The following is a 20,660-nucleotide window of genomic DNA, read 5'->3' as shown; positions in this document are numbered from 1 at the left end:
TGAGGTCGTTAAAGAGAACTTGATTTTTTCATCTTATATAAAAATTCCTTCATTTGCTTGCGTTCATTTACAGCTGCCGGTTTACTGACTGCATGCGGTGCCGCTGGTTTATTTGCCGGCTGCTGGCACAATTTGAATTTTTCGATTTTCAATGAAGTCGCCCCTTTGCGGATGATTTTCTATAGTACCTAATACCCAGCCAGTGATCGCATAAACCACTTTTTAAAAAATAAATATAAAAACGTAAAAAGTGCTAGCAATAATAAAATTGTTAATGAAAATGGCATATTGCTACTCAAAATATTCTTTTAGTTATATTTGAGTAGGAAAACCATGTTTTATATTGACAAAACGGCTGTTAATCGCCTTTAAACGTCTGTGAAGGCGTTTTTTTGCGTTTTGTCAGGTGCGTTATAAATGCTTAAATAAGACTATTCCTGCTATTAATTTTTGGTGACAGGCATATTCCTCATCAGTTTATGCAAAGTCCCTTATTAATAGCACAGCAGGTTATTTCAACTGCCCGAATTCCTGGAAACCCTTAGTTTCTAGTACCCGAGAGTGAAGAGTACTTCGAACATACTCTTCTTTGGCCCGCTGGCTTATTGCCGGCGGGATTTTTTTATGATCAAGCTTCTGGCCATCTTACTTTTCATCCATCATCCACCAGTTTAGTTTGGGCTCCTTCGGGTACATTAAGAATTAGACTGTGTGCCGGAGGAAACTGAATGGAGCCTAAAACGTATTCCGATATGACGAAAGACTTAAAAACGGAAAGTGCCTACCTGCAGTTTTTATTTCCTTTTATGCTAAAAGAGGATAAAGTGGAGCTTTTTGCAGAAAAGCTTCTTGAAGATGACTTTATTTTCTTTGATTTGAAGGATATGAAGCAGCAGGACGCCTTTTATGGCGGCAAGAAAATCCATCATCGCACACTTGAAAGCTACTTTATGCCTAATATAGAACGGTTTCTTTTTCCTGGATCTTATAGGGATAAAGAAGGTTTCCGCCGCTTTACCAATAACCAGAAGCGTGATTGCCTTTTTACATCAGACCGTCTCGTTACCGAATTTACCGTTGATTCCTTCGATATTTTTCTTTGTCCTTTTCATATCGGCCTCATTAATATCCGTGTGACCCTTCCTGACCATATGGATTATTCGGATGTTCTTTTCTTTGGGGATACATTCCGGGTGCTTGAACCCATTGATGACGATGAAGAAACGGTGCGGATTGAATGCTCGGGTGAAAGCCATAAGCTGGTCAAGGACTTTATCTTTAAGGAACTGTCTCCTATTATGAGGGATTATATTGACGAAGATGAAGGAGAAGCTTCTTCTTACTTTGGAAGTCTGCCCTTTTTCATTGATGAAAGAATGTATGTGATCAGCCAGATAGCCCTTCCGCCGGACAGCAGGGTAACCAAGACGGATTTATTCCGGGCGGGACAGCTGAATGGCTATGACCGGAAAGGAAAACCCTTTGTCGGGGCAAATAATCCGGATTATATCGACCGTTATTACACCAATAATGTGTATGACCGCTGGGGAGACGAAACGTATTATGTGATGAGCGAGTATAATTTTGCCTGTGTGACGAGGACGGGCAAGGAATTTGAAGGCCAGATTTCCAGCCAGATGTACGGCAAGGACTTTTATTCGCTGCTGCTGTTTTTTTACTACAAAATCGTCTTAATGAAGCTCACCCACGCCCATGCGAAGCTTGATATCGAAAAAGACCAGTCAAGCACTGAACTGCTGATCGTCATGATCACCGAGTTTTCCGCCAAGTACCTTTTTCCTGAAGTGAACAGCTCGACATCCGGACGTGAGATTTCGCAGATATTCAAGGTGAACTTTGGAATCGACAGACTTTATAATGATGTCAAAAAAACCCTCGCGTCACTGTATCAAAATCAGGATAAGTTATCTGGCAAGCGGAATAATTATCTGCTGCAGATATTAACCATCTATACCGTGATTTCAGGTATATACGGAATGAACCTGGTAATCAGCGACTGGAAGGGTGAAGTGAAATGGAGCAAGCTTGCCCATTACACGATTTTTGAGTATCTATCCTTTTTCGTGGCAATAAGCGGCATTATCATTTCCATCGTCATTGGCATGGCCTCGCTAAAAAGCTACCTGAGAGAACGGAAAAGCCGCAGAAAGAAAATATGACGTGCTGCAGTCCTTCATCATTAATGGAGGGCTTTTTGTTGTGGGTCAAGAACCCTAAGATCTTCGTTTCCAATCATCGTAAAAATCCTGGATCGTTGCATGTATTCCATTTAAGGCAACTAAAATTAAGAACAGCATCATAACCGTAGCGATTTCTCCTGTAAAATAAGCAATGATAGCAATTAGCAGTATCCAAAAGATATTCGTATTCATCTTCAAATGTCTATTCACCCTCTCATATTAATAACCAAATATTAACATATTAGTTTGTGAACCGGCCCTTTTTCTTTTAAGAAGAAAAACAATAAGTCTTTTCAATAAAAATCATTCTTCTTAACCATAACGTCCAACATTTGTTAAAATGAATAAGTAAATAAAATCCAAGATAATAGGAGGAAGTCATGAAGAAACTTCTATTAGTTTCCAGTCTCATTCTAACAGGCATCCTGCTTTTGGCAGGCTGTTCAAATAATGATCCGAAGCCGGAGGACCGGCTGGCGGCATACACCAAGCTTTGGAATGAAAAGAAGTTCGATCAAATGTACAGCTACCTTTCTGATGATACAAAACAAAAGGTAAGCAAAAAGGAATTTACCGAGCGTTATACGAAGATTTATAAAGGCGTCGAAGCGGAGAATCTTAAGGTGACTTATAAAAAGCCAAAGGAACCGAAAGATCACGGTGACAAAAAGAATGTAAGCCTGCCGATCTCTGTGAAAATGGACACGATAGCAGGACCAGTCAGCTTTGATAAATCTGCAAAGCTCGTCCAGCAGGAAAAAGACGATAAAACGAACTGGTACCTGGATTGGAATGCATCCTATATCTTTCCGCAGTTAAAAGATGACGAAAGGGTATCCGTCCAGACATATCCGGCGGTTCGCGGGGAGATTGTGGACCGCAACGAACGGGGACTTGCCATGAACGGCACGGCGGGTGAAGTCGGCATTGTTCCTGAACAGCTAAAAGGGAAGGAGTCAACCGTTCTTCCCCAGGTTGCATCTCTTCTGAACATGACAACAGAAGAAATCAAGAAAAAGCTGGATCAGCCATGGGTACAGCCGAATTATATTGTGCCAATCAAAAAACTCCCTGCTGACCAGACAGCACTGATGAACAAGCTATCAGGAATTACATCTGTGTCGGTTCAGGAAATAAACGAACGGGTATATCCCTATAAGGAAGCAACGGCTCATTTAATCGGCTATATCGGCCCTGTTTCCGCAGAGGACTTGAAAAAGCTGAAGGGAAAAGGCTATACGGCTAATGATACAATCGGCAAGCGGGGCCTTGAACAGATTCTTGAAGACCGGTTAAAAGGGTCGGCAGGAGCGAAGGTGTATATTAAGGGAGACAACGGACAGGAAAAGGTCATTGCCGATCATCCTGCCAAAGAAGGCGAAACCATTACACTGACGATTGATGCCGAGCTCCAGAAAAGCATTTATAAGCAATATAAAGGAGAAACAGGATCCGCAGCAGCAATCCAGCCTATGACAGGAGAAGCGCTAGCTCTTGTCAGCTCTCCGTCATTTGATCCTAATAAGTATGTACTGGGCATTTCAGGGGCAGAGCAAAAGGCGCTGGAAAACAATCCAGGGAAACCGCTGCTGAACAGATTCAGCTCTACCTATGCACCTGGTTCTACTATTAAAGCATTAACAGCATCCATTGCCCTTAAAAATGGAGTGAATCCAAATAAAGCGTTGGACATCAATGGCCTCCACTGGCAGAAATCCAACTGGAAAGACCATAGCATCACCCGTGTATCTGATCCCGGCAAGCCGGTCAACATGACAGATGCATTGATTTATTCAGATAACATTTACTTTGCACGGCAGGCACTGGATCTTGGAACAAAGAAGTTTACGTCAGGCCTTGAGTCATTCGGCTTTAAAGACAAGCTTCCTTTTGAATATCCGATAACAGGCTCGTCCTATGGAAGCATTGACAGCGAAGGGCGCCTAGCAGACAGCGGCTATGGCCAGGGGCAGGTTCAGATGAGCTCACTTCACGTTGCGCTTGCCTATACAGCCTTCCTTAATCAGGGGAACATCGTGTCACCTTACCTTATAGAAGGAAAACAGCCAGCAAAGAAATTCTGGAAGCAAAACGCAGCGTCACCACAGCAGGCGAGCCAGGTGCTGAACATGCTGAAGCAGGTCGTGGGTAACCCGCACGGCACCGCACATGCTGCCAGCAAGCTGAAAATACCGCTCGCAGGCAAAACCGGTACGGCAGAATTAAAAATGTCCCAGGGGGAAAGCGGAGCGGAAAATGGATGGTTCGTTGCCATGAACACCGATCATCCCAAACTATTGATGGCCTGGATGATGGAAGGACTGCAGAACGAAGGCGGCAGTCATCATGTTGTGGATAAGATGGAGCCAGTCCTGAAGAAGTACTTGAAGAAATAAAGAGAAGCAGCAGACGATGAGGTCTGCTGCTTTATTTGTGTAAAAAGAGGTGTTTCGACAGATTTCATTATGGAAAAATAAATTTGTAACTATTTACCCTCTTAAAATACAGATAATTCCGACAAATTAAACTTACTCTCCTAATATACCAATATCCATTAAATGTATATTTCGAAGATTTCTAGTTCGACAGTCATATAATCCATTTCATTGAGATATTAGGCATTTTGTCTTACTAGACGTCATCATTTTTTCCAATTTTAAATATATTTTCCAATAACATTTTATGAATTAAATGTAATTAATTTCTATATATCTTACAATAATGATACATAGTTGGTAAATTTTATTTAAAATAATTGGTAAATATTTAAATAAAAAGCTAGAAATTTCTAGTTAGTTGTATTATTATAGGACTACAAGAAGGATTTGGAAATAATCCAATTTCCATTTTTGTGTGCTTTTCGTACTAGGTTTAAGCAGTCGAACATACATAGTCAAGTAGACTTCGAGTGTGGCTGGTACAAACGTTGTTAGTTGTGTAAGCCATTGGAAATCTTTGATTCGCTAGAAGCAAAGGATCACAATGCACTACTTTTTATATTCGAAGGGAGATTTTTTACCAGATGAGCAAAAAGAAAGCAATCAAACTAGTTACAGCATCTGCTATCGCTGCTTCCGCATTCGCAGCAGTTGCACCAACACAATCTCATGCGGCTACAAGCATCAACACTGTTGTTGCCAACGCACAAAAATCCATGAGAGCACCATTCGACAAATACTACCAAACTGGTATCACTAAGAAAACTGTACCTGCTATTACAGTTCAAAACCTGATCAATGCTGGTCAAAAAGCTTACAATGATGCTACTGCAGCAGTTAAAAAAACTGGCGGCAAATACGCTAAAACAAACCAAGCTAAACTTGATAGCTACAAAAAATACCTAGAGCGCTCTAAAGCATATGTATCTGCTTTGAACGAAATCGCTCTTATCTACAAACAAGCTGACGGTGCTGTAAAAGCTGAAAACCTAGGCGACCTTAAATCAGCTGAAGCTGTACTTAAGAACGCTAGCAACAAAGGCTTCGTGGGCATCTCTAAAGTATACGGCCCAGCAACACGCGACGTATTAAAAGCAACTTTCACTAGATTGTCTGCTGACAAACTAGCAAAAGTACAACACACAATCGCAAAAGTAACTTCTAAAGTTGAAAGTGTAAATGCAATTAACGCTACTACTGTTGAAGTAACAATGAAAGATGCGGTTAATGCTAAAAACTTAGATAGCCTTCACTTCACTATCGATGGTTTGACAGTTACAAACGCTGCTGTAAAACAAACTAACGACAAAGTGGTTGTGTTAACAACATCTGTTCAAGATGGTGCAAAAGAATACTCTGTTAAATTGAACGGAGACACTCTTGGTTTCACGTTTAAAGGACGTTCTGCAGTTCTTCCTACTTCAATCAGCTTTGTTTCAAGCTCACAACAAGCTAAAGTTGGAGGGCAAGTAACGGTTAAAGCTGATATTGGCCAAAAAGTTGCTGGCGTACCTGTAACTTTCAATATTGATGCATTAAATAATGATGTAGCTAACGGTTCTTTCAACAAAGACCAAGTAGTAGAAGTTTTAACTAATGCGGACGGTATTGCTGAATACTCTTACACTCAATATGCTAATGGGGAAGATGCAGTAAGTGCTTATGCAACTGGTAACCCAATCGTTCGTTCTACCGCTAAAGTTTACTGGGGGCTTGACCAGCGTTTAACTATTACTGAAGTTACTTCGGGTAATGTATTAGCTAATGGTGCTAAGAAAGTTTACAAAGTAAGCTCTCCTGAAAATGCTAATGGTTATTTAAATGTTGCTTTTAAAGAAAATGTTAATGTAGCTCCTGATAAACTAGTACGTGGTGCTAAAGTAATTGACGTTGCTGTTGGTAATCAAACATATCCATACGAAGTTACTACAGGCGGAAAACAGGAAGTGCGTGTTAAACTTGATAAAAATGGTGAAGCAACATTTACTGTTACAGGTAGCGATGCTTCAGTGACTCCGATTGTATTCGCTGATGGAACTTTATCAGCTGCTGGAGTATGGAGTGGCAATGATAAGCTGGATGCAACTGAACTACAAGCTGCGGCTCCTACAGTTCAATTTGCACTTAGCCATAGTTTAGGTTTGGATGTTAAAGGTGAAGGCACGTCAAATGCGGCAGGAATTAGTGATGTTAATGCTCCTGCTAGTGCTCCAAATAATGGTGGCCGTAAATACACTGTAACTGTAACTGACAAAGACGGTAAACTTGCTCCTGCAGGAACCAAAGCATATGTAACTTTTGCTGATGGTAGCTACAGCACTGATAAAACTGCTTACATCTTAAACGCTGATGGTACTAACCGAATAGTTGCTAATAAAAACGCTCGCTTTGAAATCACTGTTGGTAAAGAAGGAAAAGCAACATTTATATTAAGAGGACAACGTGATGCATTTGCAGCTCCAACTGTATACTTAGATAATGGCAGCGAATTAGGAAATGGAACACTTGATAAAGCTGATTTACAAGTAGTTGGAGAAACAACTTATTTTGTTAATGCAACAGTAACTAATGCAACTCTTACAGTTACAGATGGGACTGATGAAGTTACTTCTGTACAAGCTGGTAAACTTGCTTACTTCGAGTACCAATCAGTTGACCAAAACGGATTTGATTATTATGTTGGTGATGGTTCCTATGAAGTGTCCTATCAAGTAACTGCTAACTTCGCTGATGTAACAGTGTCTGGTACGTTTGAATTTAAAGTAGTTAAAAAGGGAACAACTGAAACTGTAAAAGTTCAATCTGATAGATATACAGGTAAAGCAGAATTGAGAGTAGGTTCAGAAAATGTTGCATCAAACGTAACAGTTCAAGCTTCTGCTTCTCAAATTAGTTTGCCAAACAAAACTGCTTCAGTTTCATTTACAGCTAATGATGGTATCCCTGCTTACTTAAATGGAACAATTGAATGGGTAAATAAAGATACAGAGAAACTGAAATTTGTGGATTCTTCTGCTGAAATCAACTATAGTGACTCTACTTTCTATTTAAATGGAAGAGCTGCTGCTCTATCTAAAGCGGAATTTAATGATTTAATTTCTGATGGTGACAAAGTTGTGTTCACTAAAGGTACAAACGGTGCTCATAAATTTGAAATCATAGATAATGAACCAGGAACAGGTAAAACCGGTCCTGATGTAAACGTCGCTCCACGTGATGTTGCTGCAGATAAAAATGTAGCAGTAACAGGTTCTTTATCACTTGATGTTGATCAACTAGCTACTGATGCTGATGGAGATAAGTTAAGTTTTACAGGTAATGCCACATCATCTAATGGTAGTGTTGCTAGAGCTTCTTATTCGGGGGAAACATTGACAGTGCTACCAGCAATGGTTGGAACTTCAACTATAACTATTAATGTAACAGATGGTCATGGTCACACTGTACCAGTTCAATTTGATGTAACTGTAACTGCGGGTGGGGTAACTGTTGCAAACTTTGGTAAACCAACTGTAGCTTATGGTGCTCCTGTACCAACTGCCGCAACAAGCGTTATTGCTACTCCTACAGTAACAACTGCTGGTAGCTTAAACATTACTGTTGATGGGACAACATCGATTTCTGTACCATTAGCTGTTGGTAGTACGCTTGCTCAAATTGCTGCTGCAATCAATAGTGCTGCTAATACAGCTGGTTTAGCTGACCTTGCTACAGTTACAGGTAATGACGTTACATTAACAAGCCCAACAACTGGGGTAAACTCTGACATTGTTAGAGCTGGTGATGGTACTTTAGATGGCACCAACATTGCAGCAAGTGTAAATGCAACAAATGGTACTTCAGGTACTGCAACAGCTGCTAAATATGCATTTGGAGTAAATAGTCCATTTGTTGCTGGTCAAACTTTAACTGTAAAAATTGGGGAACAAACTAAAACTTTAACTGCTGTTTCTTCTGGTGCTTCAACTGACCAATTCAACATTAATGCATCTACTTCAGTAACTGCAGCTAACATTGCAAATGCTTTATCTCTAACAGATTATACAGTGACAGCTTCAGGTAACAACGTTGTATTAACACAAAAAACACCTGCCGCTACTACTGGTGTTACTCTAACTACAACTGTATCTAATTAATATGACGCTCTCTAGTAAAAAGTAGTATAAGTCGAAAAAACGAATAAGGCCCTGTAGAGGTAAATCTCTACAGGGCTTCTTTATTTTTCTAAATATGGTTATATAAATTTGTTCTAAGGTAATCACTCGTTTTAAAAAACGGCTCTATAATATTTGTTGGGGTGAACACTTTCGTTTGTAAAAAAAATACACGCAAACGTCCATATTCTTTATACTTGAATTGACTAGAAACAAGAAAAGAATGGAGTTGCGTGCAAATGAATTTTACCATAGAATTTCCCGGTTTCAAAGAGATTACTATAACGAAGGTGGAAGAGGCTGGAGAAGTCATGGAGCTTTCTTTTTGATCACTGAAACCGAATTAAATAAACAGATAAATATATATTATTACCATGAAAAAACTTAACAGCTCTAATTCCCTTTCGAGGAGTTAGGGCTGTTCTATTTGAGGAGGAATTATCACCGTGAATAATTACAAAGGCAAAAAACACAAGCGAATGGAGCTTTTCGAGAGGGAGAATAAGTTCCGTAAGCCAGTGAAGCACATCAAGTATCGTTAGCTTGAAAATGTTGAGGGAGTCCAGCGTCCTGTACAAGAATTGCGGGGATGGTTTTGGAAGAGGAAACGTGGATAAATTTATTGCAATAAAGAAATATTTTTTAATTTGATTATTATTTTCAAGTTTTGTCAATAATCTTATTAAGACTCTTTCAACAGTATACCGATTTAGTTGAAAGAGTGATTAAGTAAAAATGAGCGCCCTCAATGAAGACGCCCGTGTCATAATGAAAGTAATTAACGACAAACTACTCAATTTCAGCAAATTTGCATAGCAGCTTTAGTTTGTGTATACCATGCTAGTTGAACAGAGTTGAATAGAATACACTCTATATCTAAATTCTTTTGCTGGAGCAGGAATTGATACTGATTTTCTACAGTGGTAGTAGGTGAAAACCAAGTAAAAGATACACCTCGTTGATTTTCTGTAACTTGCGGAATTGAAATATCACATAATTTACTAAACACATGAGGGCCAATCACCTCCTCGAAACTATCAATTTTGCTGCGGTTGTCTTGTAATAACTCTAGGGTTAGAGAATTTTTCAATCGCGTGAGTTTGAAATGCAGTTGATCGTCTTCATCTAGTTTCAAGAACCCTTCCAAAGAGACATCTTCTTGATACTCATTTTGAAAAGCCAGAACATTTTTGTACTCGTTATGTAAATCTGAGAGGCTATAGGTTGTCGTCAGTTTTGATAAATGATTATGGATTTGTTTTTTGAAAGATGAAACCAATTCATCAAGTAACTGCTAACTTTGCTGATGTAACAGTATATGGTACGTTTGGATCTAAAGTAGTTAAAAAAGGAACAACTGAAACTGTAAAAGTTCAATCTACTAAAAATACAGGTAAAGCAGAATTGAGAGTAAATTCAGAAAATGTTGCATCAAACGTAACAGTTCAAGCTTCTGCTTCTCAAGTTAGTTTGCCAAACAAAACTGCTTCAGTTTCATTTACAGCTAATGATGGTATCCCCGCTTACTTAAATGGAACTATTGAATGGGTAAATAAAGATACAGAGAAACTAAAATTTGCTGGTTCCTCCGCAGAAATCAGCTATAGTGACTCTACTTTCTATCAAGCAGGAAGAACTGCTCCTCTATCTAAAGCGGAATTTAATGATTTAATTTCTGATGGTGACACAGTTGTATTCACTAAAGGTACAAACGGTGCTCATAAATTTGAAATCATAAAAAATGTTGTGGGAACTGGAAAAAGCGGTCCTGATGTTAACGTCGCTCCACGTGATATTGCTGCAGACAAAAATGTAGCAGTAACAAGTTCTTTACCACTTGACGTTACAGAACTAGCTACTGATGCTGATGGTGATGAATTAAGTTTTGCAGGTAATGCTACATCATCTAATGGTAGTGTTGCTAGAGCTTCTTATTCGGGGACAACATTAACAGTGCTACCAGCAATGGTTGGAACTTCAACTATTACTATTAATGTAACGGATGGTCATGGTCATGTTGTACCGGTTCAATTTGATGTAACAGTAACTGCTGGTGGGGTAAATGTTGCAAACTCCGGTAAACCAACTGTAGCTTATGGGGTTCCTGTACCAACTGCTGCAACAAGCGTTATTAAAGCGCCTACAGTTACAACTGCGGGTGATTTAAACATTACTGTTGATGGGACAACGTCGATTTCTGTACCATTAGTTTTGGATAGTACGCCTGCTCAAATTGTTGCTTCAATCAATAGTGCTGCTAAAACAGCTGGTTTAGCTGACATTGCTACTGTTACAGGTACTGATATTACATTAACGAGCCCAACGACCGGAGTAACCTCTGAAATTTCTAGAGTTGGTGATGGTACTTTAGATGGTAACAACATTGCGGCAAATGTAAAAACAAATGGTACTTCAGGTACTGCAACAGCTGCTAAATATGCTTTTGGAGTAACTAGTCCATTTATTGCTGGTCAAACTTTAACTGTGAAAATTGGGGAACAAACTAAAACGTTAACTGCGGTATCTTCTGGTGCTTCAACTAATGAATTCAATATTGATTCACCTACTTCAGTAACTGCAGCTAACATTGCTAGTGCTTTATCTCTAACAGACTATACAGTTACAGCTTCAGGTAACAACGTTGTATTGACACAAAAAACACCTGCAGCTACTACTGGTGTTACTCTTACTGCAACTGTCTCTAATTAATAAAACCATCGTTAGTAAAGAGTAGTATAAATCGTAAGACAATAAAGTAGCCCTGTAGAGGTAAATCTCTACAGGGCTACTTTATTGTCTCTTAAATATGGGGGAATAATATTTGTTCGAAGGTACTCACGGTTTGAAAAAAATACGCAAAATGTCTATGTGTTTCAAAAAAGTTGTACTGACTATGGTCGAACAGACTAGAACGGTCGTACGGTTGTATGTAATAAATGAATAGTTCGGTATAACTCTGTGCAGACTGCTATTTGAGAGTCATGCGTGTACATGCTTACGCCTCTAATTAAAGTAGTTTGAGAGACAAACACAAATCTTTTATAAGCACAGTGGTTATGTCTGTAATTATGGAAATTGTTTTTTAAAATAAGAACCTTATTGTCGAGCATTTTCATCGATTTAATGTAAAGAGATATAAAGCTGTTAGAATAGGAACCGTTAAAGGAAGACTATTTAAGTAAATAACAAAAATTTATCAATATTATATATTTGGAAATGTCTGTCTTGCTTTCCAAAATATTTGGCAAGTGGAAATTCTGCCTCTTTTTTGCGATAGATGAACAAGGGAATACAAGGAAAGGAAGTATAGCACCCAAGTAAAGTGACCATTACCAACACTAGCTACCAATGTCTCTAGAAAAAAAGGTTGGCCGGTTAATGATGGTCGGTTTTTATGGAACAGAGAAAAGCAGGGAAATAAAAGATTTAATTGAAAACAAAAAGGTAGGGGGAGTCATTTATTTTGATCGTAATATGCCGTCCCCGAGTCAGGTAGCTGAGCTATCTAACTCTCTTCAGCAATCGGCTAAACAAAATGCTGTTCCTATCCCGCTTATGCTTTCGGTTGACCAGGAAGGCGGAGATATCCTTCGCATGCGTGATAAGGTTTCACCGATACCATCCCAGCAGAAGCTTGGGGAACATGCCACAGCTAATGAAGTCTATCAGGCCGCAAAGTTAAATGGAACAGAGCTATCATCAATGGGGATTACTACAAACTTTGCCCCTGTACTGGAACTCTCCAGTACTGATAGCCGTTCACTTGGGAAGGAACCGGAAAAGGTCTTTCATTATGGTTCATCTGCTATTAGAGGGTTAAATGCTGCTTCTGTAACTGGAGCATTAAAGCATTTTCCCGGAAATGGGCGCAGTAATATTGACCCGCATGTTGAAACATCTTCTGTTACGGCTAATCAGCTTGACTTAGAAAACTACGATATTTATCCATTTAAGAAAATCATCAAAGAAATGGATAATCAGAAATTCTTTGTCATGGTCACGCACATTAAGTATCCAGCTTACGATAAAGAAAAACCGGCCAGCCTTTCCAGGGTAATTATTCAGGACCTGCTCCGCAAAAAGCTTGGATACAAAGGAGTAGTCATTACAGATGATCTTGAGATGGGAGCCGTAAATAAGTATTACTCCTTTAAGGATATGGGGAAAGACGCCATCCAAGCGGGTGCAGACTTATTATTAGTCTGCCATGAATACTCCCACCAGTTAGAGGTATACAAAGGTTTAATTGATGCAGTGAAAAGCGGTGAAATACCGGTGAGCAGGATTGACGAAGCTGCTAAACGTGTTCTTATCTATAAATATACAAACATACACCGAATAGAAGTGGATCGGAAGCGTGCAGAAAAAACCGTAAAGAGTCAAAATAGCCTTAATTATATTGATACCCTTAAACTAAATAACTGTAACCCTTAAAACCCGGTATCTAATGGTGCCGGGTTTTTGAATTATTTAATGATTAGAATACTTCGAAACGAAAATTACCAGTTGTGTATAGATGATTGGGAGCTTTGATTCTATTTAACCAGTTTTTAAGTGATATAACATGCTAGGAATTGAATATTTTGGATGTAATATTTTGATAGTGTTACAGAACGATTGTTTATTTTCGCTTTTTGAAATGATTGTAATTTTATTTGGATGAACTATCCAAAAAAGAGGGTAATAATGTTTCGGGACATAAGTTGTGCCATATGGAATATTTTTCTATTATAATAGTTTACATTTAAAACCTAAATTAAACAAAACAATCCATACATGGTATAACTTGGAATAATAAAAGGGTATTGGAAAAATATACTAGGTAATATTGTAAAAAAAACTAGAAAAATACCTAGATTTTAGTAGAAAAATGTTATATATTTCTATACATGAAGTATATGGAACTTGTTCCTGCTTCTTCTTAATTTAGTTTTTTATATACTAGGTTGTTTACAATTTAGTATTTTTATCCTGATTTCGTCTTGCGTAATCTTGTAAATGTTAGAATTAGGATATTATTTTAATAAAATGATTCTAACGAACTAGTTTTTTATTTTGAAGGGAGAACACCATACAAATGAATAAAAAGAAAGCAATCAAAATTGTTGCTGCTTCCGCAATAGCAGCTTCAGCATTTGCAGCAGTTGCACCTACACAATCTCAGGCAGCTACAAGCGTAGCTACTACTGTTTCAAACGCTCAAAAAGCAATGAAAGCTCCATTCGACAAATACTACCAAACTGGTATTACTAAAAAAACTGTATCAGCTGCAACAGTACAAGCTTTAATCACTACTGGTACTAAAGCTTACACTGATGCAACAGCAGCAGTAAAAAAAGCTGGCGGCAGCAGCGCTAAAACAAACCAAGCTAAACTTGATAGCTACAAAAAATACTTAGACCGTTCTAAAGCATATGTTGCTGGCCTAGGTTCAATTTCTAAAGTTTATGCTAATGCAGACTCTGCTATTAAAACTAACACTGTATCAGCTCTAGAGAAATCTCAAGCTGAACTTAAAAACTCTCACAACCAAGGTTTTGTTGGAATCAGCAAAATCTATGGTCCAGAAGTTCGCGCTACATTAACAGCCACTTTCACTAAACTTTCCCAAGGTAAACTTGATAAAGTTGAAGCAGCTCTTAAAGTACTAAACACAGTTGACAAAGTAAGCGCAGTTAGCGATGTAGAAGTTAACGAAGGATCTGCTTCTGTAACACTTCCAACAACTGTAGAAGTTACTCTAAAAAGCGGTGCTAAAGTTCAAAAAGCAGTTGAGTGGAACAAATCTACTGCTGACCTTAACAAGCCAGGAACTTACGTTGTTAAAGGTGACGTAGCTGACACTGATCTTGAAGCTTCAGTTAATGTTGTAGTTAAAGAAGTTACTCCAGCAGTTACAAGTGTAAGTGCGATTAATGGTAAAGAAATCGAAGTTAAATTCAATAAAGAAGTAGATGCAACATCTGCTGAAAATGAAGATAACTACAAATTACTAAATGGATCTACTGCACTTGCTTCATCTGACTTTGAAGCAACTCTACAAGATGACAATAAAACTGTCATCCTTACTTTAGATAATGCAATTGATAAGGATACAACTGCTAAATTCTCAGTAACAATCCAAAATGTTTTATTAAAAGGTTCTTACTTGGACAAGATTGCATACTTTGCAGGAGTTGTAACAGTTTCTGATAAAAAAGCTCCAGAAATTGCATCAGTTAAATCTGTAACTAACTCAGCTACAGCATCTTCTGTAACTGTTAATTTCTCTGAGCCTGTTGTTTCACCAACAATTAAAATTGATGGTGTAACTAAATCAGCTGTTTTATCTGCTGACGGTTACTCAGCTACCGTTTCGAACTTAGAATTATCAGCTTCAGCGTCACACACTGTTGAAGCAATTAACTTGACTGATGCAGCTGGTAACGTTAGTAATTCATCATTGAAGACTTTTACTGTGACAAATGACACAGCAGCAGCAACATACACTGTATCAACTAAGAGCGACAACCAAATTGTATTAACATACAATAAATCAATGGATGTTAACACAGTTTTAGCAGGAACAACATTAAAAGATGGCAATCTTGATACAGTAACAAACTACAATGTAGCTGTAGTACCAAATACTTCGAATAAAGTATTCACAATTACAATTCAAGATGCATCCAAACCATTTACTGCATCAAAAACTTCTGCTAACTACACAGTAGTATCTACTAATACAATTGCTGATTATCTTGGAAACAAATCAGCTGCTACAACATCTAACGCTACTTTAACTTATGATACAGTAGCTCCAACAGTTTCAAACATTTCTTATGTTAAAGATTCTGCTGGTGTTGTTTCTAAAGTATTAGTTAAATACAATGAAGCAGTAACAGCCACTACTAATAATGCTTTAAGCATTGTTAACTTAACTACAGGTTCTACTGTTGCAACATCTACAGGAGTTAGAGTATTGTCAGATGATCAAACAGTAGAATATACTTTACCATCTAACATTAAACTAGCGGGTCAATATGAAGTGAAATTGGCAGGATCTGCAGCTGCTGATACATCATTTGATAACAATGTATCATTAGCTTCTAAGCAAAATGTTGACTTCGGATCAGGTACAGCTTCTGAATTAAAAGTTTCATCAGCTGCAGTAGTTAACAATGTAGCTACTATCAGGTTTGATTCATCAGTAACTTATGCAACAGCTACAAACCCAGTTAACTACACTATTAACGGTGTTGCTCTACCATCTGATACTACTATTACATTAAGTAGCGTTAATGGTGGTACAAATAACCAAGTAAGCTTCACATTACCAGCTAACTTCATTGCTGCTAATGATAATGGTGCAGTGTTACGTGTAGCAAATGTTAAAACACCAACAGATGTTACAGTATCTACTAACCAAAATGTAGTTCGTGTATTAGATAACACTGGTGCTAAGATTTCTAAATCAGCTTCATCAGTAAACTCTAATGGTACACTAACTCTTGGATTCGACGAAGCTGTTAAAGTATTAGCAAATACAACTCCTGAAGCAGACCTAACATTGAATCTCGGTGGAGTAACAGTTGATACTTCCGATTCAGATGTACAAGGTGATATCGGTGTTGCAACTGGTATTGGCAGCGATGCTGGCAAACTTGTATTCACATTTACAACTAATCAGGATACAGTAACTGGTGTAACAGCTAAAGATGCTGGATTCTATCCTGCAACTGGTAACGCTTATACACCTGTAGCAGGTGATACAATAACAAATGCTGGAACTACTTACACTTACTATGCTGCAGATGATGTAATTGTACCAGCCGCCGGTGGTAATCCTGCTGTAACTGCTGCAACAGCTGGATTCTATTCTGCAACCGGTGTTGCTTATGCACCTGTAGCAGGTGATACAATAACAAATGCTGGAACTGCTTACACATATACAAATGCAGTTCAAGCTGTAACAGCTTCTAAGACTGAGTACTTTGATGCTAACGGTAATAACAGTTATGATTCAAGTGCAGACATTCTAGTTAAGCAAGTAACAGGTGACGATGCAGCAGCTTACCAATATGCTGGAACATTAGACCTTAATAAAATTTCTTCAATTACTGTAGGAACTAAGGCTTCTGGTCTTGCTTCAATTGCTGATACAACAGGTCAAGATAACAAGCTACAAACTAAACAATCTGTTGTAATCAAGTGATTTTAAGGTAGCACTTGTTACTACGAAAAGATTTTACAGTCTTTAAAAAGCTCTGTGGAGATTAATCTCTACAGAGCTTTTTTTTGGCTATATAATACTTGTTGGGTGGATACACTTTCGTTTGTAAAAAATACACGCAAAAGTCCATTTTCTTTATACTTGAATTGACTAGAAAAAAGATAAGAGCGTGCAAATGAAATTTACCATAGATATTCCCGGTTTCAAAGAGGTTATCGTAACGAAGGCGGAAGAGGCTAAAGAAGTCATAAGGTAGTTTGTGGGGATAGAACGTTATGTACATGTCTGTCCCAACTGCCAATTGAGAACCAGTCGTGTTCATGATTACCGTATCCAAAAGATTCACCACCTGAAGTGGTTTGAGAGACAAACACAAATCTTTTATAAGCGCCGTCGTTATGCCTGTCCCTGCGAAAAGCGGTTTTCTTTTAAAAAAACTATTGTCCAGCGGTATCAGCGAATTTCTGTGGAGTGGAATTAGGCTGTTAGCATTGAGCTGTAAAAGGAAAGACATTTAAGGGAACGGCTGAAATGTTTGGGACTTCTGTCTCTACGATTGTCTGTCGGCTGTCATTGCGACAGAAGAGTACAAAGGGGATATCAGCTTTTTAATATCTTTAAATCTATAAAGTTCATAGTTTTAATCACTTTCTTTCTCTTTTATAAAATTTATCGAACTCATGATTTTAACAGCCGTTGATTTAGTTTGTTCACTCGTTTCTTTTTTACAGTCTTGTTCTTTATTGAGGCATTGTTTAAAATAATTAAGCGTTATTCCACCATAACCCTCAAAAGGATAGATGTATCCTCCATATCCATAACTCCTTATATTTCAATTCAAAAGGTGCAGCATAGATTTGATTCTTATTAGTAGTGATCTTTTTAAATCTTGTTACTATATCCAATTCATTCTTTAGGGATTCCAATGAATAGTCGATAATATCTTGACTATTAGAAAGTTCACCGTTATAACTGATTTGCATGGCGGCTTCGTATTCGTCTTTATATTTGATACTCACTGTATAAAATTCACTTTTAGTCCCTTTATTTGAGTAACTAAAATCATTTACTATTCCATCGTTTGGAAGTAACATCTTATATTTAGCTGTTTTGGATTTGAAGATATAATATCCGTCTTCATTGAACTTTGAGAAATCGATAAAACCTTTCGTAAAATCATCTTGAAAAGCTCTTGTCTTCGGTAACTCTTCTTCTTTCTTCTCAATCGGCTTTTTCTGCACCGGTTCATTCGCACCGTTGTTCATTTGACATCCTACTAACAGCAGGCCACTTACTAAAAAAAAATAGTTGTTTTTTTGGTTTAAACATAGGCTGCCTCCAGTGTTAATTAGTTCTCTAGTTATGTATCTGACACATTTCATGGTTTATTGAAAAAGTCTTATTTATGCCAATATTGAAGTGATGATGAACCAAAAAAAACTATCAATGAAGAGATTTGTTGGACACAGGACACATGTCAGCGTATTGAATCTCAATCTTTTGAAGTTCTAGGGGTATTTATTATTGGGTTAATGATATTCATCTGAAATAATGTGAAAAATAATCTGGGGTAATTTGAATTTCTGAATTAAAATCAAAAAATCAGCACATTATTTCGGAATTTCTGCCGGATTAATTTGAAATGCAACTCCTGAAATAAAGTGCTGATTTACATCATTGGCTTTGCTACTTTCTTTATTGTAATCAAATCTTATGGAAGAAAAAATTTTAGTTGCTTGGTTTTTTATCTCTTTATTAAAATCACACTTGCCAGCACTGTCACTCTTTATAGAGTAGATCATTTCAATACCGCCTTTTCCTGTAGTTGGGTGGATGTAGGCACCGTACCCATATGCGTCTTGATCTATTGTAAAAGGCGACCAATGAATAACTGAATCATTGGTTTTTTTCTGTTGAAAGGGTTCCTTCATATCCGCCTGGCTTTTTAGAAATTTTAAAGAATACTTGATTCCTTTAGCTGTATTAGAAGTTTCGGCACTATAACTAACACTTAGAGAAGCACTTGGCAGGTCCTTGTTTTTAATACCTGTTAAAAAAGACTCACTCTTACTTTCTACGTAAGAATAACTTTCTTCAGATATTGATCCGCCCTCAGGAAACAACAAGGTATAGCGCCCGGTTTTGGATTTAAATGTGTAATATCCGTTTTCAGCTTCATCTGTAGATGATATAAATCCTCTTGTAAATTCATCTTGAAAAGCTCGTGTCTTTGGTAACTTTTCTTCCTTCATCTCGCTCGGCTTTTTCTCCACCGGTTCATTTTCACCGCTGTTCATTTGACATCCTCCTAACAGCAGGCCCTTACTAAAAAAAATAATAGTTGTTTTTTTGCTTAAACATAGGTTGCCTCCAATGTTAATAAGTTCTCCAGCTATGTATCTGACACATTAGGTCTAATAAAATAAATTTCCGTTTTTTTACACAAATCGTATTCGTAAAAGCAACACTTTTCAAGTCTATATTCTCATGTAATATCCTTTTTTTACAAGTATGTAAACTAAACTCCATTATTCAGCTTGCAGGTTAGTTTATAAAATTCTGAGGGAAAGAAATTAGATAATAAAAGGGGGTATTTTAGCAAGTGTTAACTCATTTGGCAAAGGGGCACTATTAAATAAAGACAAGACACAGGACAAGTTAAGAATATTCTCTGCAAATTTTTTATTAACTAGTGTATTATAATATGGTAAAATATACCTATTAATAACAAGTGAAGGAATATCATTCATCAACTAATTGTCATCTGCTCAGTATCGCTGCTGATGATAATCATGAATCATGGTACTGGTAACTGAAGCGTCAGGATTAATTTATGAGTCTATTAAAAAAAGTACTGGTGTTTGCGGGGTTATTTAAGCAGCCCGTTGTACAACTGGAAGAGGAGAGAAAGTACTATGGTTTTTATATCGGTTATTTTGCTTGGTATAGTTATTGGCTATCCCATTTGGGACTATTTTTATATGAAGTATGGAGACTTTACGGATAAGCGTCGGATGTATGTCAAAACGATTGTTCCGCAGTGGGCTATTGTGGGCATTCTTTTTATCTTTTGGCTTGTAACAAATCGCTCGTGGGGTGCCCTATTTAACGTGAATGACCCGATTCTGCACTCACAGATGGATCAGATGCGGGGCTTTGGAGAAGGTGTTGTGCTGGCTATAGGAGTGTATATTCTTTTGTTTCTTTTTTCTAAGAAAATCAGGGTGAAAATTTCTGGATTTATCGAGAAACAGCTGCAGGGCATTTTATTTATGCTTCCATCCACTCTGCATGAAAGATTCTTATTTGTACTTGTTGCAGTAACGGCAGGGATCTGTGAAGAGGTCATCTTTCGCGGTGTTATGCTGTATGAGTTAGAACATCTTCCGTTTAAGTTATCTGCAGTAGTGATGATTGTAATTGCCGGTATTTTGTTTGGAATTGTTCATTTGTATCAGGGCTTGAGGGGAGTAATCGGGGCAGCGTATATGGGAGGAATTTTCTTCTATATCTATTTGATTACAGGAAACCTGTGGATCTGCATTATTATTCATTTCCTTATTGATGTGAAATTTGCGTTTACACCCAATAAGAGTAAAGAAAATGCTGTTGCTGAACTAAAGAATCAGGAAATGTGCTGATATCAAATGAAAGA

12 protein-coding genes and 1 pseudogene are annotated in these 20,660 nt (G+C 37.8%); 8 read left to right on the top strand and 5 right to left on the bottom strand.

The window, feature by feature from the left end; all coding sequences use genetic code 11:
* Window positions 1-8 precede the first annotated feature (8 nt).
* Complete coding sequence (locus ACN6MY_RS00545) at window positions 9-152, bottom strand: hypothetical protein (protein ID WP_419882355.1); 144 nt, start codon at window positions 150-152, stop codon at window positions 9-11.
* A gap of 576 nt (window positions 153-728) precedes the next feature.
* Here ACN6MY_RS00545 and ACN6MY_RS00540 point away from each other — a divergent pair.
* The gene (locus tag ACN6MY_RS00540) at window positions 729-2,180 is read left to right on the top strand and encodes a hypothetical protein (protein ID WP_419882354.1); all 1,452 of its coding nucleotides are present in this window, start codon (window positions 729-731) and stop codon (window positions 2,178-2,180) included.
* 54 nt (window positions 2,181-2,234) lie between these two features.
* On the opposite strand, the gene ACN6MY_RS00535 is transcribed toward ACN6MY_RS00540, so the two are convergent.
* Window positions 2,235-2,399: a hypothetical protein gene (locus tag ACN6MY_RS00535; protein WP_419882353.1), complete on the bottom strand. Its 165-nt coding sequence runs from the start codon at window positions 2,397-2,399 to the stop codon at window positions 2,235-2,237.
* A 182-nt stretch (window positions 2,400-2,581) separates the two neighbouring features.
* Between ACN6MY_RS00535 and ACN6MY_RS00530 the strand changes: the two genes are divergently transcribed.
* Both ACN6MY_RS00530 and ACN6MY_RS00525 read left to right on the top strand, forming a co-directional pair.
* The gene (locus ACN6MY_RS00530; RefSeq protein WP_419882352.1) at window positions 2,582-4,597 is read left to right on the top strand and encodes a penicillin-binding transpeptidase domain-containing protein; all 2,016 of its coding nucleotides are present in this window, start codon (window positions 2,582-2,584) and stop codon (window positions 4,595-4,597) included.
* A 626-nt stretch (window positions 4,598-5,223) separates the two neighbouring features.
* Window positions 5,224-8,775 (top strand): Ig-like domain-containing protein, encoded by a 3,552-nt coding sequence (locus ACN6MY_RS00525; RefSeq protein WP_419882351.1) that lies wholly within the window; start codon window positions 5,224-5,226, stop codon window positions 8,773-8,775.
* 817 nt (window positions 8,776-9,592) lie between these two features.
* On the opposite strand, the gene ACN6MY_RS00520 is transcribed toward ACN6MY_RS00525, so the two are convergent.
* Window positions 9,593-9,928, bottom strand: coding sequence for a hypothetical protein (locus ACN6MY_RS00520; RefSeq protein WP_419882350.1), 336 nt, complete (start codon window positions 9,926-9,928; stop codon window positions 9,593-9,595).
* Window positions 9,929-10,062: 134 nt separating this feature from the next.
* Between ACN6MY_RS00520 and ACN6MY_RS00515 the strand changes: the two genes are divergently transcribed.
* The 4 genes and pseudogenes from ACN6MY_RS00515 to ACN6MY_RS00500 all read left to right on the top strand — a co-directional run.
* Window positions 10,063-11,502 (top strand): hypothetical protein, encoded by a 1,440-nt coding sequence (locus ACN6MY_RS00515; protein ID WP_419882349.1) that lies wholly within the window; start codon window positions 10,063-10,065, stop codon window positions 11,500-11,502.
* A gap of 669 nt (window positions 11,503-12,171) precedes the next feature.
* Complete coding sequence (locus ACN6MY_RS00510; protein WP_419882348.1) at window positions 12,172-13,227, top strand: glycoside hydrolase family 3 N-terminal domain-containing protein; 1,056 nt, start codon at window positions 12,172-12,174, stop codon at window positions 13,225-13,227.
* Window positions 13,228-13,870: 643 nt separating this feature from the next.
* Window positions 13,871-16,987 carry an Ig-like domain-containing protein gene (locus ACN6MY_RS00505; RefSeq protein WP_419882347.1) on the top strand — a complete coding sequence of 1,039 codons (3,117 nt, stop codon included), beginning with the start codon at window positions 13,871-13,873 and terminating at the stop codon, window positions 16,985-16,987.
* 193 nt (window positions 16,988-17,180) lie between these two features.
* A pseudogene (locus ACN6MY_RS00500) lies at window positions 17,181-17,572 on the top strand (transposase family protein); the annotation flags it as partial.
* Window positions 17,573-17,793: 221 nt separating this feature from the next.
* Here the strand turns inward: ACN6MY_RS00500 and ACN6MY_RS00495 are convergent.
* Together ACN6MY_RS00495 and ACN6MY_RS00490 are read right to left on the bottom strand one after the other, a co-directional pair.
* Window positions 17,794-18,270, bottom strand: a complete 477-nt coding sequence (locus ACN6MY_RS00495) for a hypothetical protein (RefSeq protein WP_419882346.1) — start codon at window positions 18,268-18,270, stop codon at window positions 17,794-17,796.
* Window positions 18,271-18,615: 345 nt separating this feature from the next.
* Window positions 18,616-19,302, bottom strand: coding sequence for a hypothetical protein (locus ACN6MY_RS00490; protein ID WP_419882345.1), 687 nt, complete (start codon window positions 19,300-19,302; stop codon window positions 18,616-18,618).
* Window positions 19,303-19,920: 618 nt separating this feature from the next.
* On the opposite strand from ACN6MY_RS00490, the gene ACN6MY_RS00485 reads away from it, so the two are divergent.
* The gene (locus tag ACN6MY_RS00485; RefSeq protein ID WP_419882344.1) at window positions 19,921-20,646 is read left to right on the top strand and encodes a CPBP family intramembrane glutamic endopeptidase; all 726 of its coding nucleotides are present in this window, start codon (window positions 19,921-19,923) and stop codon (window positions 20,644-20,646) included.
* Window positions 20,647-20,660: the final 14 nt, after the last annotated feature.

Source organism: Peribacillus sp. B-H-3, assembly GCF_048572925.1.
Lineage (GTDB): Bacteria > Bacillota > Bacilli > Bacillales > DSM-1321 > Peribacillus.
Note: the sequence above shows the minus strand (reverse complement) of the source record. Positions and strands in the feature narration are given on the sequence as shown.

What these genes read in the sequence shown, in the direction of transcription:
- ACN6MY_RS00505 (WP_419882347.1), top strand. Translation starts at nt 13,871, where the DNA reads ATGAATAAAAAGAAAGCAATCAAAATTGTTGCTGCTTCCGCAATAGCA.
- ACN6MY_RS00490 (WP_419882345.1), bottom strand. Translation starts at nt 19,302, where the DNA reads ATGAACAGCGGTGAAAATGAACCGGTGGAGAAAAAGCCGAGCGAGATG.
- ACN6MY_RS00510 (WP_419882348.1), top strand. Translation starts at nt 12,172, where the DNA reads ATGATGGTCGGTTTTTATGGAACAGAGAAAAGCAGGGAAATAAAAGAT.
- ACN6MY_RS00515 (WP_419882349.1), top strand. Translation starts at nt 10,063, where the DNA reads ATGAAACCAATTCATCAAGTAACTGCTAACTTTGCTGATGTAACAGTA.
- ACN6MY_RS00495 (WP_419882346.1), bottom strand. Translation starts at nt 18,270, where the DNA reads ATGAACAACGGTGCGAATGAACCGGTGCAGAAAAAGCCGATTGAGAAG.
- ACN6MY_RS00540 (WP_419882354.1), top strand. Translation starts at nt 729, where the DNA reads ATGGAGCCTAAAACGTATTCCGATATGACGAAAGACTTAAAAACGGAA.
- ACN6MY_RS00530 (WP_419882352.1), top strand. Translation starts at nt 2,582, where the DNA reads ATGAAGAAACTTCTATTAGTTTCCAGTCTCATTCTAACAGGCATCCTG.
- ACN6MY_RS00525 (WP_419882351.1), top strand. Translation starts at nt 5,224, where the DNA reads ATGAGCAAAAAGAAAGCAATCAAACTAGTTACAGCATCTGCTATCGCT.
- ACN6MY_RS00485 (WP_419882344.1), top strand. Translation starts at nt 19,921, where the DNA reads ATGGTTTTTATATCGGTTATTTTGCTTGGTATAGTTATTGGCTATCCC.